The following is a 15,129-nucleotide window of genomic DNA, read 5'->3' as shown; positions in this document are numbered from 1 at the left end:
CGCGCTTCGCTTGCCGAACAGCCGTCAAAGAAGAAAAGACGAGAATCCCCCCGTCCTGGCCTGGAGGAATTTGCCCGGCCATAGGTGGGGGAGTTTGAGGTGGCCATCCGGGATTTTTATGGCCACGACATCCAGTTACGCTTATTTTTCACACAACCCGATTGGAACCAACGCGATTCGTGCGTACGGGGTGCCACGGGATTCGCAAAGCATCTTTCATATTTGCTCGGACAAATACCCGACACTCGACGCAACCAACATGTTGCAGATGCGGCTAAGTGGCAACGAGGGCTGGGGCACATTGGCCAGCACCATCGACTTTGCCATGTTCGTCAATGACCATCTCGCCCCGGGTGCGCGGCCGGCGGATCGGGCGAGCCGTATAGCAAATAAGCACTTCGACGATCTGGCTCTCTTCAGCCAACAGATGGCGCTGGAACGTCCCGATCAGTCTTGGTCGCCCTTGACGAGCGCAGGAGGCATCTACGCGGCTGAAGACCCCATGCCGTTGCAGTACAACGGCATCCCACCGACCCTGATCAAGCCCGCCGCCTTTGCAGTGCAGTACACGGGGCGTGACTGGGACGGCCAGCCTGTTACCAACGCCGCGATGCTCACATTGGACGAAACGGGCTTCTATATTGCCGTTGATCCCAAGAGAGACACACACCTCCTTCTGGGAGTCGAGGACGCGGACAAAGCTTTGCGCCAGTTCATGGAGATTGCTGCGAAAGACCACGCAATTGAGTCGTTCAATGTCTTGCACCACGTAGGCGGTGCAATGAAGGATGGTACCTCTGAGAGGGTACGAGCCGTCATCTTGGTTGGTCACGCTGCAGGTGGAGCCGATGCCGCTGCCGATGCGATCGTGGCCGCTCTAATCAGTGAGGACAGAACCATTGGCGCAGCCATCGAGTGGATAGAGTGGGCACGCCACACCCTGGAGGCAGAAAAAACGTACTACCTCACCGAGCTTAATAGCCCCGGCAACCATTCAACAGCCAAGTCGGCCATGAATGAGATTGACGGTCATTTTCGCACTTTGGAGGCTGCATACGCAGCCGCAAAAAACTACAAGAAGCAAAGCTCGAAAGGCAAGTAAACGAATAGAGGAACACCTCGGCATGTGCCCAAGTCGTCTTCCAACGAGGCGTGGATCGGGACATCCGGTGTTCGAGTCGACGGCAGCCCTTGCAGGGGGAGGCGGACATTTCGAAGGCGATTTCACCCGAAGTTCACGGAAGCTTCGGCAAACAAATCGCAAAGGTCGTCCCCCTTCCCAGCTCCGAGGCCACCGAGATGCGCCCGCCATGGCGCTCCACCACCTTCTTGCAGACCGCCAAGCCGATGCCCGCTCCTTCCGAACGGTCCCGCGCATGGAGCTTCTGGAAGATCAGGAAGATCCTCTGGAAGTACTGCGGCTCGATCCCGATGCCGTTGTCCTGGACCTCGACCACCCACTCCGCGCCCTCGTCCCTCGCGCACACTTTCACATGCGGGGCCCTCCCTTCGGCATGGAACGCCAGAGCATTGCCGATCAGGTTCTGGAACACCTGCGCCATTGCGACTGCGTCGCCGAGGATGCTGGGAAGCGGCTCGCGCTCCACGGTTGCCCCTGAGCGTTGAATGACGGGCGCGAGATGTTCCAGCACATCGTCCAGCGTGCGATCCAATGCGACGGGGCGCCTCGCCATCTCGCGGCGGCCCGCCCTCGAGTAGACCAGCAAGGCGTCCATCATCGCCCTCATGCGCTGCGCGCCTTCGACGATGAACGCCATGAAGTCGCGGGCGTCGCTGTCGAACTGGTGCGAATAGCGCCGTTCGAGCAGTTGGGTGTAGCTTGCCACTGCGCGCAGCGGCTCGGAGAGGTCGTGCGAGGTGATGTAGGCGAACTGTTCCAGCTCCTGGTTCGACCGCGTCAGCTCCACGACCTTGGAGCGGATTTCCTCTTCGGCCTCCAACATCCTGGCCATGGCTCTCTTGTGCTCGGTGATGTCGCGCAGCGTCGCGACGATGACCCACCGGCCCGCCTGCTGGATCGCCTTGCGCCTGACTTCGCAGATGCAGGGCAGGCCGTTTGAGGGGTGCACCACCAGCTCGGATGTCTGCGTCCGGGGAGCCTGGGCGATCACCGCGTCGTACAACTTTCCCAGATCATCCAGGTCTCCGAGCGCCGGGCTTGTTTCGTTGGGACGCCGCCGGATCAGTTCCTCCTGCGTCACTCCGAGCAGCCTGCACGCGCCCTGGTTGACTTCGAGGTAGGTCATCGAAGCCCGATCGATCAGGAAGACGGCATCGTCGCTCAGGTCGAGCGCGGAGGCGAAGCGCTCCATGCGCGCCTGCTCGCGCAGCCGCTCGGCAGCGTCGCGAGAAGTGTCGAGGCCGGGGGCCCGCGTGGTGAGTGGATGGCGGCGAGAACTCATGGCTTCGCTTTATCACGGGGTTGAAGTGATCGTCAACAACCCCTCCTCCCGCACGAGCATGCCCGGGGTCTTGCTGGGTCCCGGGCATGACGCAGGGCCTCGAGGCCTAGTCCCGAAGTCGGAGTATGCGGGCAGCACGCGCCTGTATGATGTCCGCGTCCTCTGTCACGGCAAGGCATCAGCAGCCATTCCATGGACGACCATACCGAGATTGCAGAAACGCCTTCAGTAGACGACGGTTTTCGTCACGCGGAACCGCTCGACTGGGCCAGGGCTGCGCTCGAACAGCGCGCCGAAGGCATCGAAGTCGTGGATCGTGCTTCGCTGCGCCTGGTCGATCTCAACGCCGCGGCCGCGAAGCGCATCGGCCGAACGCGGGACGAACTGGTCGGAACATCGCCGTGGTCGCACATGGAAGGCGGCACGCAAGCCTCCTACGAAGCCCTGTTCGACGAAGTCATCAAGGCGTGCCCGCGTCCCCTGGTCAGCGAACGGCGCTGCAGGCTGCCCGGCGGCGGGTTCCTGGATGCAGAGGTCGTGCATACCGCGCTTCGCATCGGCGACAGCTGGCTGATGGTCGTCGCAACGCGCGACATCACTGACCAGAAGAAGCAGCAGGTTCGATCGGCACTGCTGTCCCGCGCCTTCGACCAGAGCCACGACCACATGCTCATCGTCGATCGAGAGAGCATGCGCTGCATCGACTGCAACGACGCAGTCTGCCGCTATTACGGCATGGCGCGGCATGACTTGCTCCAGGTGCCGCCATGGACACTCGGCTCGGACGGGCTGACGCGCGAAGACCTGGAACGCGAATACGACGACGCGATCGCCGTGTCACCGCTCCCAAGGCGCCGCATGGCACCGACCGCCGGGTCGCGCGCGGGCACCCAGGCCGTGAGCGAGGAGCAGCAGCAGGCAATTCGCGTGGAAGGCAGGTGGGTGGTGCTCATCACCAACCGCGAAGTGCGCGAGCGCCCGACTCAGCAAGCGCAGATCGACGCGATCCAGCAGCAACTCGCCGAACTCACGCGGTCGAACGACGAACTCAGGCAGTTCGCCCACGTGACCTCGCACGACCTCTTCGAGCCCTTGCGCATGATGAGCAGCTATTCAGAACTGCTGCGCCGCCGCTACGGCGACCGCCTCGACAGCGACGCGCAGGACTTCATCGGATTCATCGCAAGCGGCGCCGACCGCATGAAGCGGCTGATCGACGACCTGCTTTTGTATTCGCGGGTGGAACGCTCGGCGGTCCCCTTGAAGCAGCTTCGGCTCGATGGCGTTCTCGACGATGCGCTCGCGAATCTCGCCCATGCGATCGAGCGTTCGGGCGCAGTGGTCGAGCGTGGTCCGCTTCCTGAAGTCATGGGCGAGCCCAGCGGCCTGACCCAGGTCTTCCAGAACCTCATCGGCAACGCCATCAAGTTCACCGCGCGCGGCACCCGGCCGCGGATCTACGTCTCTGCATCCGAGGACGAGGCGAATTGGATCGTCTCCGTCAGCGACAACGGCATCGGAATCGCGCCCGAGTACTTCGAGCGCATCTTTGTCGTCTTCCAGAGGCTCCACGCGCAGGACGTCTACGAAGGCACCGGCATCGGCCTCACGATCTGCAAGAAGGTGGTCGAAAGGCATGGCGGCCGGATCGTGGTCGATTCCGCGCCCGGGCAAGGCACGACGTTCTCGGTGCACATCCCCAAGATGGCAGCGTAGGCACGGGAATCGGTTTGCGTCTCGCCACCGCCCCATCGCAGTTCGCGCTCCCGCCTTCTTCCCAAGCGGTCAACGATGGCGCGCGACCGCGCCGCCCCGGCTGCTCGTCTTCCTGCTGCGCCTGAAGAACGCGGCCCAGTCGCTGCGCTCCCGCGTGGTCTGCCAGTCGTGCAGATCGTCAACCCGCGTCACCAGCCGCAACGCATCGGCGCTGGGCAGCGCCTTGGAGCTGTACAGGAAGCGCAACTGGCACTCGCCCATCGCGATCGCATCGCCGTTCTGCAGCGCATGCTCCCAGATGCGCTCGTTGTTGACGAAGGTGCCGTTGAAGCTTTCCAGGTCGGTCAGCACGAAGCGGTCGCCCGTCCAGTGGATGGTGGCATGGCGTCGGCTCACGCCCAGGCTGTCGATCTGCACGGCGCACTCCGGGTCGCGCCCGATCAAGGTGACCTGGCCATCGATGTTGACTTGCCTGACGCTGCCGTGCCGGGCGAGGATGATGAGTCTGGACATGGTTTTTGAATGCTCTGTTTGAATGAATCTGAGTGCTTTTCGGCTCAGTCCTGCGCTTCTTGAAGGGTGCGCAGCAAACAAGCGTATTAAAAATTTCTCGCTTGCGTGGCCGACTTGCACACGCTGCATTCAAGCGCTCGCGCTGGGCCAGGTCTCGTAGCGCTGCGCCTGCTGCGGCGGGCGCTCCTTGTCCTCGGCCTTTGCTGCCAGCCGCCTCTCGGTCATCCAGGCAACCACGATCTGCACATAGGCCTGCCGCCACGCCTTCTTCGACATTGCGTGATCGACACCGGCCATGACCCGGTGGGTCACGGACCGTGCGTACCTGAAGGCGCCCAGGTAGTTCTCGATGACGGGGTGCGGCACGATGGTGTCGTTCTCCGACTCGACGATGAGCGCGTCGCCGAAGAAGTCTTCGCAGGCGGCGAGCGCGCGATTTTTTTCGGGCTCGATGGCGGTCTGGCGGTACAGCGTCAGGTCATCGCCATTGAGCCGCCGCTTGGGTTGCTCCCAGTTTTCGTCGCGGTAGATGGCGGGCACGCGCAGGCCCAGCCAGCGCACCGGGCGCAGCGAGGTCAGCACGGCCGCCAGGTAGCCGCCATAGCTGCTGCCGATGACGGCGACGGCCTGCGGGTCCACGGCGGGGTGGCCGACCAGCGTGTCGTAGGCGGCCAGCACGTCGCGCAGGTTGTCCTCGCGCGTGACGGCCTCGCGCTGCGCGACGTGGCGGGCGTGGCCGCGCAGGTCGAAGGTCAGGCAGATGCAGCCCAGAGCCGCGAGCTCGTGGGCCAGTGCGATGTCCTGCTGCTGGCTGCCGTCCCAGCCATGCACCAGCAGCACGCCGGGCACCATCGTGGAAGCGGCCACCAGCGTGCCGGCAATGCGCACGCCGTCGACAGGGATGTCGATCAACGCATGTCGAGTGGGCATCAGGGCTCGACCACGGTGTACTTCGTGATCGGGCCAACACTGGGATCCACGCCGCTGAAGTACACACACGCATTGGGCGGCGGCATGACGCCGTCGCCGTAGATCTCGAAACAGGAAGCGTTGACGGCACGGCGCTCCGGCTGTTCCTCGAACACCTCGAGCGCCGCGATTTCCGCGCCGCTCGCCCCACCGACGCGCCACGACTGCTCCAGCACGCCCGAGCACCAGCGCCCGGCGCTGCTCGTGCCCTGCGCCACGTCGTAGTTGATGCGCGAGGCGAAGAAGCCCGGGAATGCGGCCCCGACCGCGCGGTGCAGGCTGCGCGCCTGCTCCACGGCGAGGCGGATCTCCTCGGGAAAGCTCAGCTGGAGCAGCGCGTCGAAGTCGCCGCGCGCCACGGTGAGGTCCGAGCCGCCGTAGACCTTCTCGCCCCGGTTGTCGCAGGTCAGCCGTTGCCAGCCGTAGTAGCTCGCGATCGCAGTGCCTACATGCACCTGGCCGACGCTGACGGTCACGGGCTGCTCGAGGTTCTCTTCCAGCACCAGGCCGTGCTCGGCAATTTCGGCGGCATCCATAGCCCCGATGCAGGTCTCCAGCGCTTGCCGATCGCGCACCACCTGCTGGCCGCGTCCGCCGGTCGCGCGCACGGGCTTGACGCGCACCGCGCCATGCTCCAGCAGACGCATGCCGGCGCGGCTCGCATCTTCCAGCGCAAAAACCGAAAAGCCCTGCAGCACTGCATGCGCAACCTGCCCGGCGAACCCGTGGCTCCATCCGGGCGGCGCCGCGGCGGCCGGATCGATCAGCGGGTGCACCAGCGCCTTCGTGAGCACGAAGGGATGGGGCACCACGCCGCCGAAGAGCGCGTGATGGCTTGCGATGCCGAGCGAGCTGGGCAGCGCATCTCCGACGAGGGTGTCGCTGGGCACGAAGTAGACGGGCGCCGAATAGGTCCGCCCGTTGTCGTACTCGCCTTCGAAGCGCGACTTCTTGAGCCGCGCCAGCCGCCAGGCAAGCTGGGCGCGGGTGGCGCGCTCGTGCTCGCTGGCATAGGCATGGTGGTCCGCCGTCAGCGCGACCACGGTTCCTTCGAGGCCGGGCTCCGCGAGCTCGGTTCCTTCACCGGCGAGTCTCTGGGCTCCACCGGGCAGCGCGCTGAATGTGGGTGTGTCCATGGCGACCATGCTGGGCGATTGCGCGGCAGAAATCAAACTTTGCCGCACGGATGGCGATGTTTTCCTACACGCTGGCTCGGGCGACCCCTCGCAGCCCTGTCGATCGCCATCGGGCGGCACCGAAAGACAGAAACACAAGGCGAGCTACAGAAGATCCTTGAGCTTCCCGCGCAGCCGGCTGATGGCCTGGCTGTGCAGCTGGCACACGCGCGACTGGCTCACCTCGAGAATGGCGCCGATCTCTCGCAGGTTGAGTTCCTCCTCGTAATAGAGATTGAGAAGCAACCGGTCGCGTTCGGGGAGCTCGCCGATGGCCGCCACCAGCTGATGGCGAAAACCGCTTTCCATCAGCTGGGCGAGCGGGTCGTCGCTGGCGCTGCCACGCTCGTCCCTCGCCCCGCTCGCATGGCGGTCCAGGAACGGGCTGTCGCCCTCGCTGTCCTGCGAGAAGTCCTCGACGTAGAGCAACTGGCAGCCCTGGATCTCCTGCAGCAGGCCCTGGTAGGCCTCCAGGGTCATCTTCAGCTCCTTCGCGATCTCGCCCTCGTTGGGAGCGCGGCCCAGCCGGTGCTCGAGCGCCTGGATCGCGCTCTCGACCTTGCGCGCCGACTGGCGCAGGCCGCGCGAGCCCCAGTCGTTGGCTCGCAGCTCGTCGATCATGGCGCCGCGGATGCGCTGGCTGGCGAAGGTTTCGAACTGCGCGCCGCGGTTGTCCTGGTAGCGCGTCGACGCATCGAGCAGGCCGATCATGCCGGCCTGGATGAGGTCGTCGAGCTCCACGCTGGCAGGCAGCTTGGCCAGCATCTGCAGCGCAATGCGTCGCACCATGGGCTGGTGCTGCTTGAGCAGATGGGACTTTTCAATGGTTCCCTGTGCGGTGTACACGGTCGTCCTTTTTCCTTCTCCTGTGCCGCGGCTTCAGCAGACCGCGGCGGTGTTCGTGCCCCGCGCCACGGGCGCAGGTAGCGGCGCAAGGCTCGTGCCCTGGCGCCAGGGCCACTGGCCGATCTCGTCGGCGATGCGGCGGAAGTCCGCCGCCGCCGGGCTGGCGGGATAGGCCTCGACCACGGTGCGGCCGAGCCGCCCGGCGGCGTCCGCATGGATCTCCGCTCGCACGCATCCGGCCGGCTGCAGCGAGACCGCGAGGTAGCGGCTGCCGGCCTGGGCCAGGTTGTGCGCGACCTGCTGCGCGGCCCCGGGCTCGGCCACGCCGTTGACGAGGAAGCGCAGTTGGCGCAGCGCATGCGCGTAATGCAGGCGCTTGATGCCCGCGTAGGTCGCGGTGATGGACGCCGCGTGCGGCTGCATCACCAGCACCAGCTCATCGGACGCCTGTGCGAGTGCCGAGAGACGGCCTTCGCCGTCGAGCGCTGCGTCGACCAGGATCACGTCGCCTTCCCACAGCGTGCGCGGGTCGCCGCTGCCGGCCTGCGTGCGCGGCACGGCCGGCAGCACGTAGACGCCGCACGGCGCGCGCGCGGCGGCGCCCTGCACGGTGAGGCGGCGGTTGGCCACATCGGCCAGCGTGCCCAGCGGCTCGACGGCCCAGGTGGCAGAGGCGGTGCCTGCCTGGGTGCCATGTTCGTCCAGTAGCAGCACCTCCTTGCCTTGGTAGGCCAACGCAGCGGCCAGGTTCATCGCCACGGTGGTCACGCCCAGCCCGCGACCCATGCTCGCGAAGGCGAGCACCCGGGTGCGCGTCTGCGCCAGCAGGCGGCGCAGCCCGTCTGCCTGGTCCGGTACCAATTTGCTCATCGCGCAAGCTCCGCGCTCATGTACCCAGCGCCTCCAGCAGCAGGAACATCTTGGCCACGCCCTCGTAGAGCACGTTGCCCGAAGGCGCGCGGTCGGGCCGCAGGCGCCGGCCGGTCAGCTGGCTCAACAGCGAACGTGCGCGGCCCGCCCATTCGCCTTCGGCGTGCAGCAGGCGCCACACGGTGGTGCTGGCCTGGCCGGCGATCAGCACGCGCTTCATCATGTGCGGGTCGCCCAGCTCGCCCAAGCCGCCCACCAGTTGCAGGCCCTGCCGCAACAGCCGGAAGCAGGGCTCGGCCTCGGCGGCCCACCCGTGCCAACGGGCGAGCTGTTCGGCGCCGACTTCGCTGCCGACGTTCGACAGCAGATAACCCTGCGCAAGGATCTTGCGGGTCTTCGGCTCCACCACGCGGGTCACCACGCAGCGCAGCGCAGGCAGCCCGTGTTCGCCGCGCAGCAGCACCTCGGCGTGGGCCTCGGCCTGAAGCGCCGGCTTGCCCTTGAAGCGCACCGGGTGCGGCTCGCCGAACGCCAGCGCGAGCCGCGCCAGCGTGCCGCGGGCGCCGGCCGCGTCGACGATGGCGGTCGAGCCCGGCGCACGCGCCAACCAGGCCAATCCGCGGGCCTGCATCTCACCCATGAATTCGATAGCGGGCAGGCGCTGCAGCGCATGCACTACCGGCTTGCCGAAATCCTGCTGAGCCACCCACTGCAGCGGGCGCAGCCCGGCCCTGCGCGCCGCAGCAGCAGTTGCCCCACCGGCACCGGCGGTGGAAAGCCACTGGTTGGGCGCAGCCACGGGCCTGCCGTCGCGATCCGACAGCAGCAGGCTGCTCTCGCATCCGTAGGCGTCGCCGCCCTCGTTCGACTTGAGGCCGAGCTGCCCGCCGAGCGCCAGCACGTGGTGGTCGCAGCCGGTGGCAACCTCGCTCCACGCATGCGCCTTGAGCGACTGCAGCACCGTCTTGTGCAGCACGTTCTCGTCGGCCGCCATGCGCCACAGCTCGCGCGCCGCATCGAAGCCCAGGTCGGCATCGGCCAGGGCCTTGGCGGCCCAGGCCACCTCCTGCGCGTCATGGGCCATGGCATGGATCAGCTGCTGGTACCTGACGCGCAGGCGCTCGGTCTCGGCTTGCGCCTGTGCCACCTCCGACGCCTCCTCGGCGCCGGCCGGCCTGTCCTGCAGGTCGCTTTCACCGGGCACGAAGAGCGCGCTCGGCGCCTTGGCCTGGAACACGCTGTCGACCAGCGCGGCGCGGTCGGCCGGCGCCAGGTTCTCCGGCACCTTCTGGCCACTGGAGACGTAGTGCACCGGCAGGCGGTGGCGGATCACGGTGTCGATCAGCGCACCCGGGTGCGTCGCCTCGTCCACCTTGGTGAAGATGCAGCCGGCCAGCTCGTTGCCGCTCGCGCCATGCCGGTAGGCATGCACCACCTCGTTGAGGGTGTCGCCGTGGCTGGCGGCGTTGAGCAGCAGCAGCCGCTTCACCGGCCGCGGGCTGCTGCCGAGCATGGCGATCTGCTCGGAGACGGCGCGGTCGCGCTGGCTCATGCCTACGGTGTCGATGAGCACCATGTGCTTGTTGCGCAGGTCGTTGAGCACCAGCTGCAGGTCGGTCGCATCCTTCACCGCGTAAACCGGCACGTTGAGGATCTGGCCGTAGATGCGCAGCTGCTCGTAGGCGCCGATCCGGTAGCTGTCGGTGGTCACCAGTGCCAGCTTGTCGGCCCCGAAGCGCATCACGCAACGTGCTGCGAGCTTGGCGGTGGTGGTCGTCTTGCCGACGCCAGTGGGGCCCATCAGCGCATACACGCCGCCCTGCGCCAGCAGCGCATCCTCGTCTTCCATCACCGGCACGGTACGAACCAGCTCCGAGCGCACGAAGGCCATGCCCTGGGCGTAGCTCTGGTTGGCCGGCAGGTGCTCCAGCATGGCCTTGGCGAGGCGGGCGCTGAAGCCGGCGCCCAGCAGCGTGCGCAGCAGGCGCCCGCGCATGGGGTCGCGGCGCTGGCGGTCGTTCCAGACCACGGTGGCGAGCTGTTCCTCGATCATGCCGCGCATGGAGTGAAGCTCGCTGAGCACCGGATCGGGGGGCGGCGTGGCGGCGGCCGGGGCTTCACCCGCCGGCGCGAACGTCATGGCAGGCGCCACGGTCTGGGCCTGTTGCAGCAGGGGCGTGACGGGCACCGCCGGACGCATTGGCACCGAAGGCATGAAGGGCATCGGCGGCATCGACGGTACCGGCATGGGCGCGGGCATCGCGGCGGTGGCCGCCGGTGCAGGCGCCGCGATGGGCGTAAATGCTTGCGACTGCGCGGGTGCGGGCCTGGGCCTGTCGGCGGACGCCACCGTTGCATGCACCGTGGCATGGGGCGCCGCCATCGCGGCAGGCATCGCATGCTCCGCGACCTGCTCCATTTCCTCCGGCGCCATGGCGACGATCTCGACGCCCTCGGCGACGACGCGGTTGGTCAGCACCATGGCTTCCGAACCGAGGGCTTCGCGGGCCAGCCGCAGGGCTTCGCGGCTGGTGGCGGCGACGAACTTGCGTGCGGCGGTGCGCACGTCCGTGATGATGTTCAAACTCTTCCTCCGATGGTGGCGGTGATCTTGATGCGGCGTGAATCAGGGATCTCGGCATGCGAGAGCACCTTGAGCTGCGGCAGGCTGCGCCGCAGGAAGCGGGACAGCAGCACCCGCAGCGAGTGCTGCACGACCAGGACCGGCACCAGGCCCATCTGCTCCTGGCGCGCGATCGCGGCCTGGGTCTGCGTGAGCAGGTTGTCGGCCAGGCCCGGCTCGATGCCGCTGTTGTTGGTCATGGCCTGCTGCAGCACGCCGTCGAGCGAGGCATCGAGGCCGAGCGCCTGCACCTCGGAATCGCCCGGGAACAGCTGCTGCACGATGGCGCGGCCCAGGGCCAGCCGCGTGAGCGAGGTCAGCTCGGTGGCGTCCTTCACGGTCGGCGCGTGCTCGGCCATCACGTCGAGGATGGTGCGCATGTCGCGGATCGGCACCTCTTCCTCGAGCAGGTTCTGCAGCACCTTGTGCAGCGTGCTCAGCGAGAGCACCTTGGGCACCAGGTCCTCGGTCAACTTGGGTGCAGTCTTGCCGACCTGGTCGAGCAGCTGCTGCACTTCCTGGCGGCCCAGCAGCTCGGCAGCATGCATCTGGATCAGGTGGTTGAGGTGCGTGGCCATCACGGTGCAGGCATCGACCACGGTGTAGCCGAGCACCTGCGCCTGCTGGCGCTGCGCGGCGTCGATCCACACTGCCGGCAGGCCGAAGGCCGGGTCCTGCGTCGGCGTGCCGGGCAGCGTCCCCGTGACCTGGCCAGGATTGATCGCCATCCACTGGTTCGGATACGCCTCGCCACGCCCGATCTCGACGCCCTTGAGTCGAATGACGTAGCTGTTGGGCTGGATCTCGAGGTTGTCGCGGATGTGCACCACCGGCACCAGGAAGCCCAGCTCCTGCGCGATCTTCTTGCGGATGCTCTTGATGCGGCCCAGCAGTTCGCCTTGCTGCGACTGGTCCACCAGCGGGATCAGCCGGTAGCCGACCTCCATGCCCAGCGGGTCGACCAGCGCCACGTCGTCCCAGGTGGCTTCGGCGGCCTCGGGCGCCGGCACGGTGGCCGCTGCCTTCGCGGCGGCCGCCTGCTCCGCAGCCTTCTGCGGCGCGCGCAGCAGCAGCCGGCGTCCGAACCAGGCCAGGCCGCCCGCGATCAGCAGGAAGGCCAGGTTCGGCATGCCGGGGATCATGCCCATCAGGCCGATGATCGCGGCCGTGAGGAACAGCACCTGCGGGTTGGAGAAGAGCTGGCCGGTGAGCTGGCGCCCCACGTCTTCGTCGGTCGTCACGCGCGAGACGATCACGCCGGCCGCGGTCGAGATCACCAGCGCCGGGATCTGCGCTACCAGGCCGTCGCCGATGGCCAGCAGCGTGTAGGTCTTGCCCGCGGTCGAGAAGTCGAGCCCGTGCTGCACCACGCCCACCACCAGTCCGCCGATGATGTTGATGACCATGATCAGCAGGCCTGCAATGGCGTCCCCGCGCACGAACTTGCTGGCACCGTCCATGGAGCCGTAGAAATCGGCCTCCTGCCCGACCTCGGTGCGCCGCTTGCGCGCCACGTCCTCGCCGATCAGACCGGCATTGAGGTCGGCGTCGATCGCCATCTGCTTGCCGGGCATCGCATCGAGCATGAAGCGCGCGCCGACCTCGGCAATGCGGCCCGCGCCCTTGGTGATGACCATGAAGTTGATCAGCACCAGGATGATGAAGACCATCACGCCGACCGCGAAATTGCCGCCCACCAGGAAGTGGCCGAAGGCCTCGATCACCTTGCCGGCCGCATCAGGGCCGGTGTGGCCGTGCATCAGCACCACGCGGGTGGAGGCCACGTTGAGCGACAGGCGCAGCAGCGTCGAAAACAGAAGCACTGCCGGAAAGGCCGCGAAGTCCAGCGCCTTCATGGTGTACATGCTGACCAGCAGCACCATCACCGACATCGCGATGTTGAAGGTGAACAGCAGGTCCAGCAGGAAGGCCGGCAGCGGCAGCACCATCATGCTCAGGATCATGATGATGAGGATCGGGCCGGCCAGGCCTTTCATCTGGGCGCCGGAGAAGCTCTGCGGCGGCAGGCGCAGGAAAGTGGCAATCGCGTTCATGCGCTCTGCAGGTTGTATTCGAGGTCCTGGGGAATGGGCAGATCGCCCGGCGTGCGCGGCGCCTCGCCGCCCTCGGCCTGCCAGCGCTTGAGCCGGTAGACCCAGGCCAGCACCTCGGCCACCGCGGTGTATAGCCCGGCGGGGATCTCGTCGCCCAGGCGGGTGTGCTTGTAGAGCGCGCGCGTGAGCGGCGGCGCCTCGAGGATCGCAACCTTGTTCTCCTTGGCGATTTCGCGGATGCGTTCGGCCACATGGTCGGTGCCCTTGGCCACCACGCGCGGCGCGCGCATGTCGCCGTCGACGTACTTGAGCGCCACCGCGAAGTGCGTGGGATTGGTGACCACGATGTCGGCCTTGGGCACCTCGGACATCATGCGGCGCCTGGCCATCTGCTGCTGCTGCTGCCGGCGGATCTGCGCCTTGATGTGCGGGTCGCCTTCGCTTTCCTTGTGCTCCTGGCGCAGGTCTTCGCGCGACATGCGCAGCTTGCGGTAGTAGCTCCACAGCTGCCAGGGCACGTCCACCAAGGCGATCAGAAGCAGCGCGGCGGTGATGAGCGCGCAGTTGTGCGCCACCAGCATGATCATCTGCGGCAGCGCGGCGCGCTCGGACTGGGCCATGAGCGCGTTGACCTCGTCCATCCCACCCATGATCACCATCCACGCCACGCCGCCGATCAGCAGCGATTTGGCCAGCGCCTTGAACAGCTCGGCCAGGGACTGGGTGGAGAACAGGCGCTTGACGCCTGCGATGGGATCGAGCTTGTCGAACTTGGGACCCAGCGCCTGCGTCGAGAACAGCCAGCCGCCGAGCATCAGTGGCGCCACCAGCGCGGCCAGCACGAGCATGCCCATCAGCGGCGCGGTCGCGACCAGCGCCTGCATCGCGAGCAGACCGGCCTGCGTGAGCATGAAGGAGGTGTCGAAGGCCGCCGCCCGCTCGAAGCGCAGGCCGTGGCTGAACGTCGCCTGGAAGTGCCGGCCCAGCGGCCCGGACAGCGCCCACAGGCCACCGACCGCGGTCCCGAGCAGAACGAAGGTGACCAGCTCGCGGGAGCGGGCCACATTGCCTTCTTCGCGCGCCTTTTCGAGGCGCCGAGGCGAGGCGGGTTCTGTCTTTTCGAGATCGCTTTCTTCAGCCATTCATGCTCCGGAAGAGCATCGGCGAACATCGCCGAGTCGTGGCTGATTATTGGATTCGGGCTCTCTGGACAATCCCTCGATGAGGGGCAGGAATGCCCTCCAACTCGGGCGTTAGACAGCGCTCCTGTGCGATACTTGGCACCAACCACCGCATCATTTGATGCGATTTTGTATTCTTCAGGAGAACGCAATGCGCACCACCGTCACCTTGGACGACGAGCTGCTCTCTCAAGCTCGGACATTCACGGGCATCCAGGAGAACTCCGCGCTGATCCAACAGGCGCTCAAAACCCTTGTCCAGAGGGAAGCCGCCCGTCGGCTGGCGCGCTTGGGAGGCAGCGCGCCGGGCCTCCAGGCTGCGCCGAGACGCCGGGGAAAAGGCGCGAATGATCCTCGTTGACACGTCGGTATGGATCGACCACCTGGCCCGGGGCGATTCAAGATTGCAATCGCTGCTGGAGGAAGGTGAAGTCCTCATGCATCCATACATCGTCGCGGAGATTGCTTTGGGCAGCCTGACTCGGCGAAAAGAGACCGTCGGCGCGTTGCAGGCCTTGCCCGAGATTCCGGCGGCGCGCCATGACGAGGTCATGGCGTTCCTTGGCAACGAGCGCTTGTTCGGCCTCGGGATCGGCTATGTCGATCTTCACTTGCTTGCCGCGACTCGCCTCGCCGTTGGCACGAAGCTATGGACACGCGATCGACGCCTTCTTCAAGCGGCACTGAAATTTAACCTGGCTGCGTTCGCCGCACATTGAGCCTCGACGAGCCCGCGCAGGATGAGGTTCTTTCGTGCGC

General features: G+C 66.6%; 13 protein-coding genes. 4 read left to right on the top strand and 9 right to left on the bottom strand.

Features of this window, described 5'->3' with window-relative positions; translation table 11 throughout:
• Positions 1-118 precede the first annotated feature (118 nt).
• Positions 119-1,102, top strand: coding sequence for a hypothetical protein (locus E5CHR_RS09580; RefSeq protein ID WP_162579463.1), 984 nt, complete (start codon positions 119-121; stop codon positions 1,100-1,102).
• 133 nt (positions 1,103-1,235) lie between these two features.
• Here the strand turns inward: E5CHR_RS09580 and E5CHR_RS09575 are convergent, their stop codons facing one another.
• A complete protein-coding gene (locus E5CHR_RS09575) occupies positions 1,236-2,423 on the bottom strand; it encodes a sensor histidine kinase (RefSeq protein WP_162579462.1) in 1,188 nt (395 codons plus the stop codon).
• Positions 2,424-2,615: 192 nt separating this feature from the next.
• On the opposite strand from E5CHR_RS09575, the gene E5CHR_RS09570 reads away from it, so the two are divergent.
• Complete coding sequence (locus E5CHR_RS09570) at positions 2,616-4,139, top strand: sensor histidine kinase (protein ID WP_162579461.1); 1,524 nt, start codon at positions 2,616-2,618, stop codon at positions 4,137-4,139.
• A 69-nt stretch (positions 4,140-4,208) separates the two neighbouring features.
• Here the strand turns inward: E5CHR_RS09570 and E5CHR_RS09565 are convergent, their stop codons facing one another.
• The 8 genes from E5CHR_RS09565 to flhB form a co-directional block, all read right to left on the bottom strand.
• Positions 4,209-4,652 carry an FHA domain-containing protein gene (locus E5CHR_RS09565; RefSeq protein ID WP_162579460.1) on the bottom strand — a complete coding sequence of 148 codons (444 nt, stop codon included), beginning with the start codon at positions 4,650-4,652 and terminating at the stop codon, positions 4,209-4,211.
• A gap of 129 nt (positions 4,653-4,781) precedes the next feature.
• Positions 4,782-5,582, bottom strand: a complete 801-nt coding sequence (locus E5CHR_RS09560) for an alpha/beta hydrolase family protein (RefSeq protein WP_174255711.1) — start codon at positions 5,580-5,582, stop codon at positions 4,782-4,784.
• Positions 5,582-6,757 carry a DUF3182 family protein gene (locus E5CHR_RS09555; protein WP_162579459.1) on the bottom strand — a complete coding sequence of 392 codons (1,176 nt, stop codon included), beginning with the start codon at positions 6,755-6,757 and terminating at the stop codon, positions 5,582-5,584. The genes E5CHR_RS09560 and E5CHR_RS09555 overlap by 1 nt, the downstream gene beginning before the upstream one ends.
• 144 nt (positions 6,758-6,901) lie before the next feature.
• The gene (locus E5CHR_RS09550) at positions 6,902-7,642 is read right to left on the bottom strand and encodes an RNA polymerase sigma factor FliA (RefSeq protein ID WP_162579458.1); all 741 of its coding nucleotides are present in this window, start codon (positions 7,640-7,642) and stop codon (positions 6,902-6,904) included.
• 33 nt (positions 7,643-7,675) lie between these two features.
• Complete coding sequence (locus E5CHR_RS09545) at positions 7,676-8,512, bottom strand: flagellar biosynthesis protein FlhG (protein WP_197893844.1); 837 nt, start codon at positions 8,510-8,512, stop codon at positions 7,676-7,678.
• Positions 8,513-8,528: 16 nt separating this feature from the next.
• A complete protein-coding gene (gene flhF / locus E5CHR_RS09540) occupies positions 8,529-11,096 on the bottom strand; it encodes a flagellar biosynthesis protein FlhF (RefSeq protein WP_162579457.1) in 2,568 nt (855 codons plus the stop codon).
• Complete coding sequence (gene flhA, locus E5CHR_RS09535; protein WP_162579456.1) at positions 11,093-13,189, bottom strand: flagellar biosynthesis protein FlhA; 2,097 nt, start codon at positions 13,187-13,189, stop codon at positions 11,093-11,095. Before flhA ends, flhF begins: the two co-directional genes overlap by 4 nt.
• Positions 13,186-14,331: a flagellar biosynthesis protein FlhB gene (gene flhB / locus E5CHR_RS09530; RefSeq protein WP_162579455.1), complete on the bottom strand. Its 1,146-nt coding sequence runs from the start codon at positions 14,329-14,331 to the stop codon at positions 13,186-13,188. The genes flhA and flhB overlap by 4 nt, the downstream gene beginning before the upstream one ends.
• A gap of 190 nt (positions 14,332-14,521) precedes the next feature.
• Here flhB and E5CHR_RS09525 point away from each other — a divergent pair, with 190 nt between their 5' ends.
• Entirely contained in the window at positions 14,522-14,731 is a 210-nt protein-coding gene (locus tag E5CHR_RS09525) for a type II toxin-antitoxin system VapB family antitoxin (RefSeq protein ID WP_162579454.1), read from the top strand.
• A complete protein-coding gene (locus E5CHR_RS09520; RefSeq protein ID WP_162579453.1) occupies positions 14,718-15,089 on the top strand; it encodes a type II toxin-antitoxin system VapC family toxin in 372 nt (123 codons plus the stop codon). Before E5CHR_RS09525 ends, E5CHR_RS09520 begins: the two co-directional genes overlap by 14 nt.
• Positions 15,090-15,129 lie beyond the last annotated feature (40 nt).

The sequence above is a fragment of the Variovorax sp. PBS-H4 genome, assembly GCF_901827205.1.
Lineage (GTDB): Bacteria > Pseudomonadota > Gammaproteobacteria > Burkholderiales > Burkholderiaceae_C > Variovorax.
This window is presented reverse-complemented; position numbering and strand designations above follow the sequence as displayed.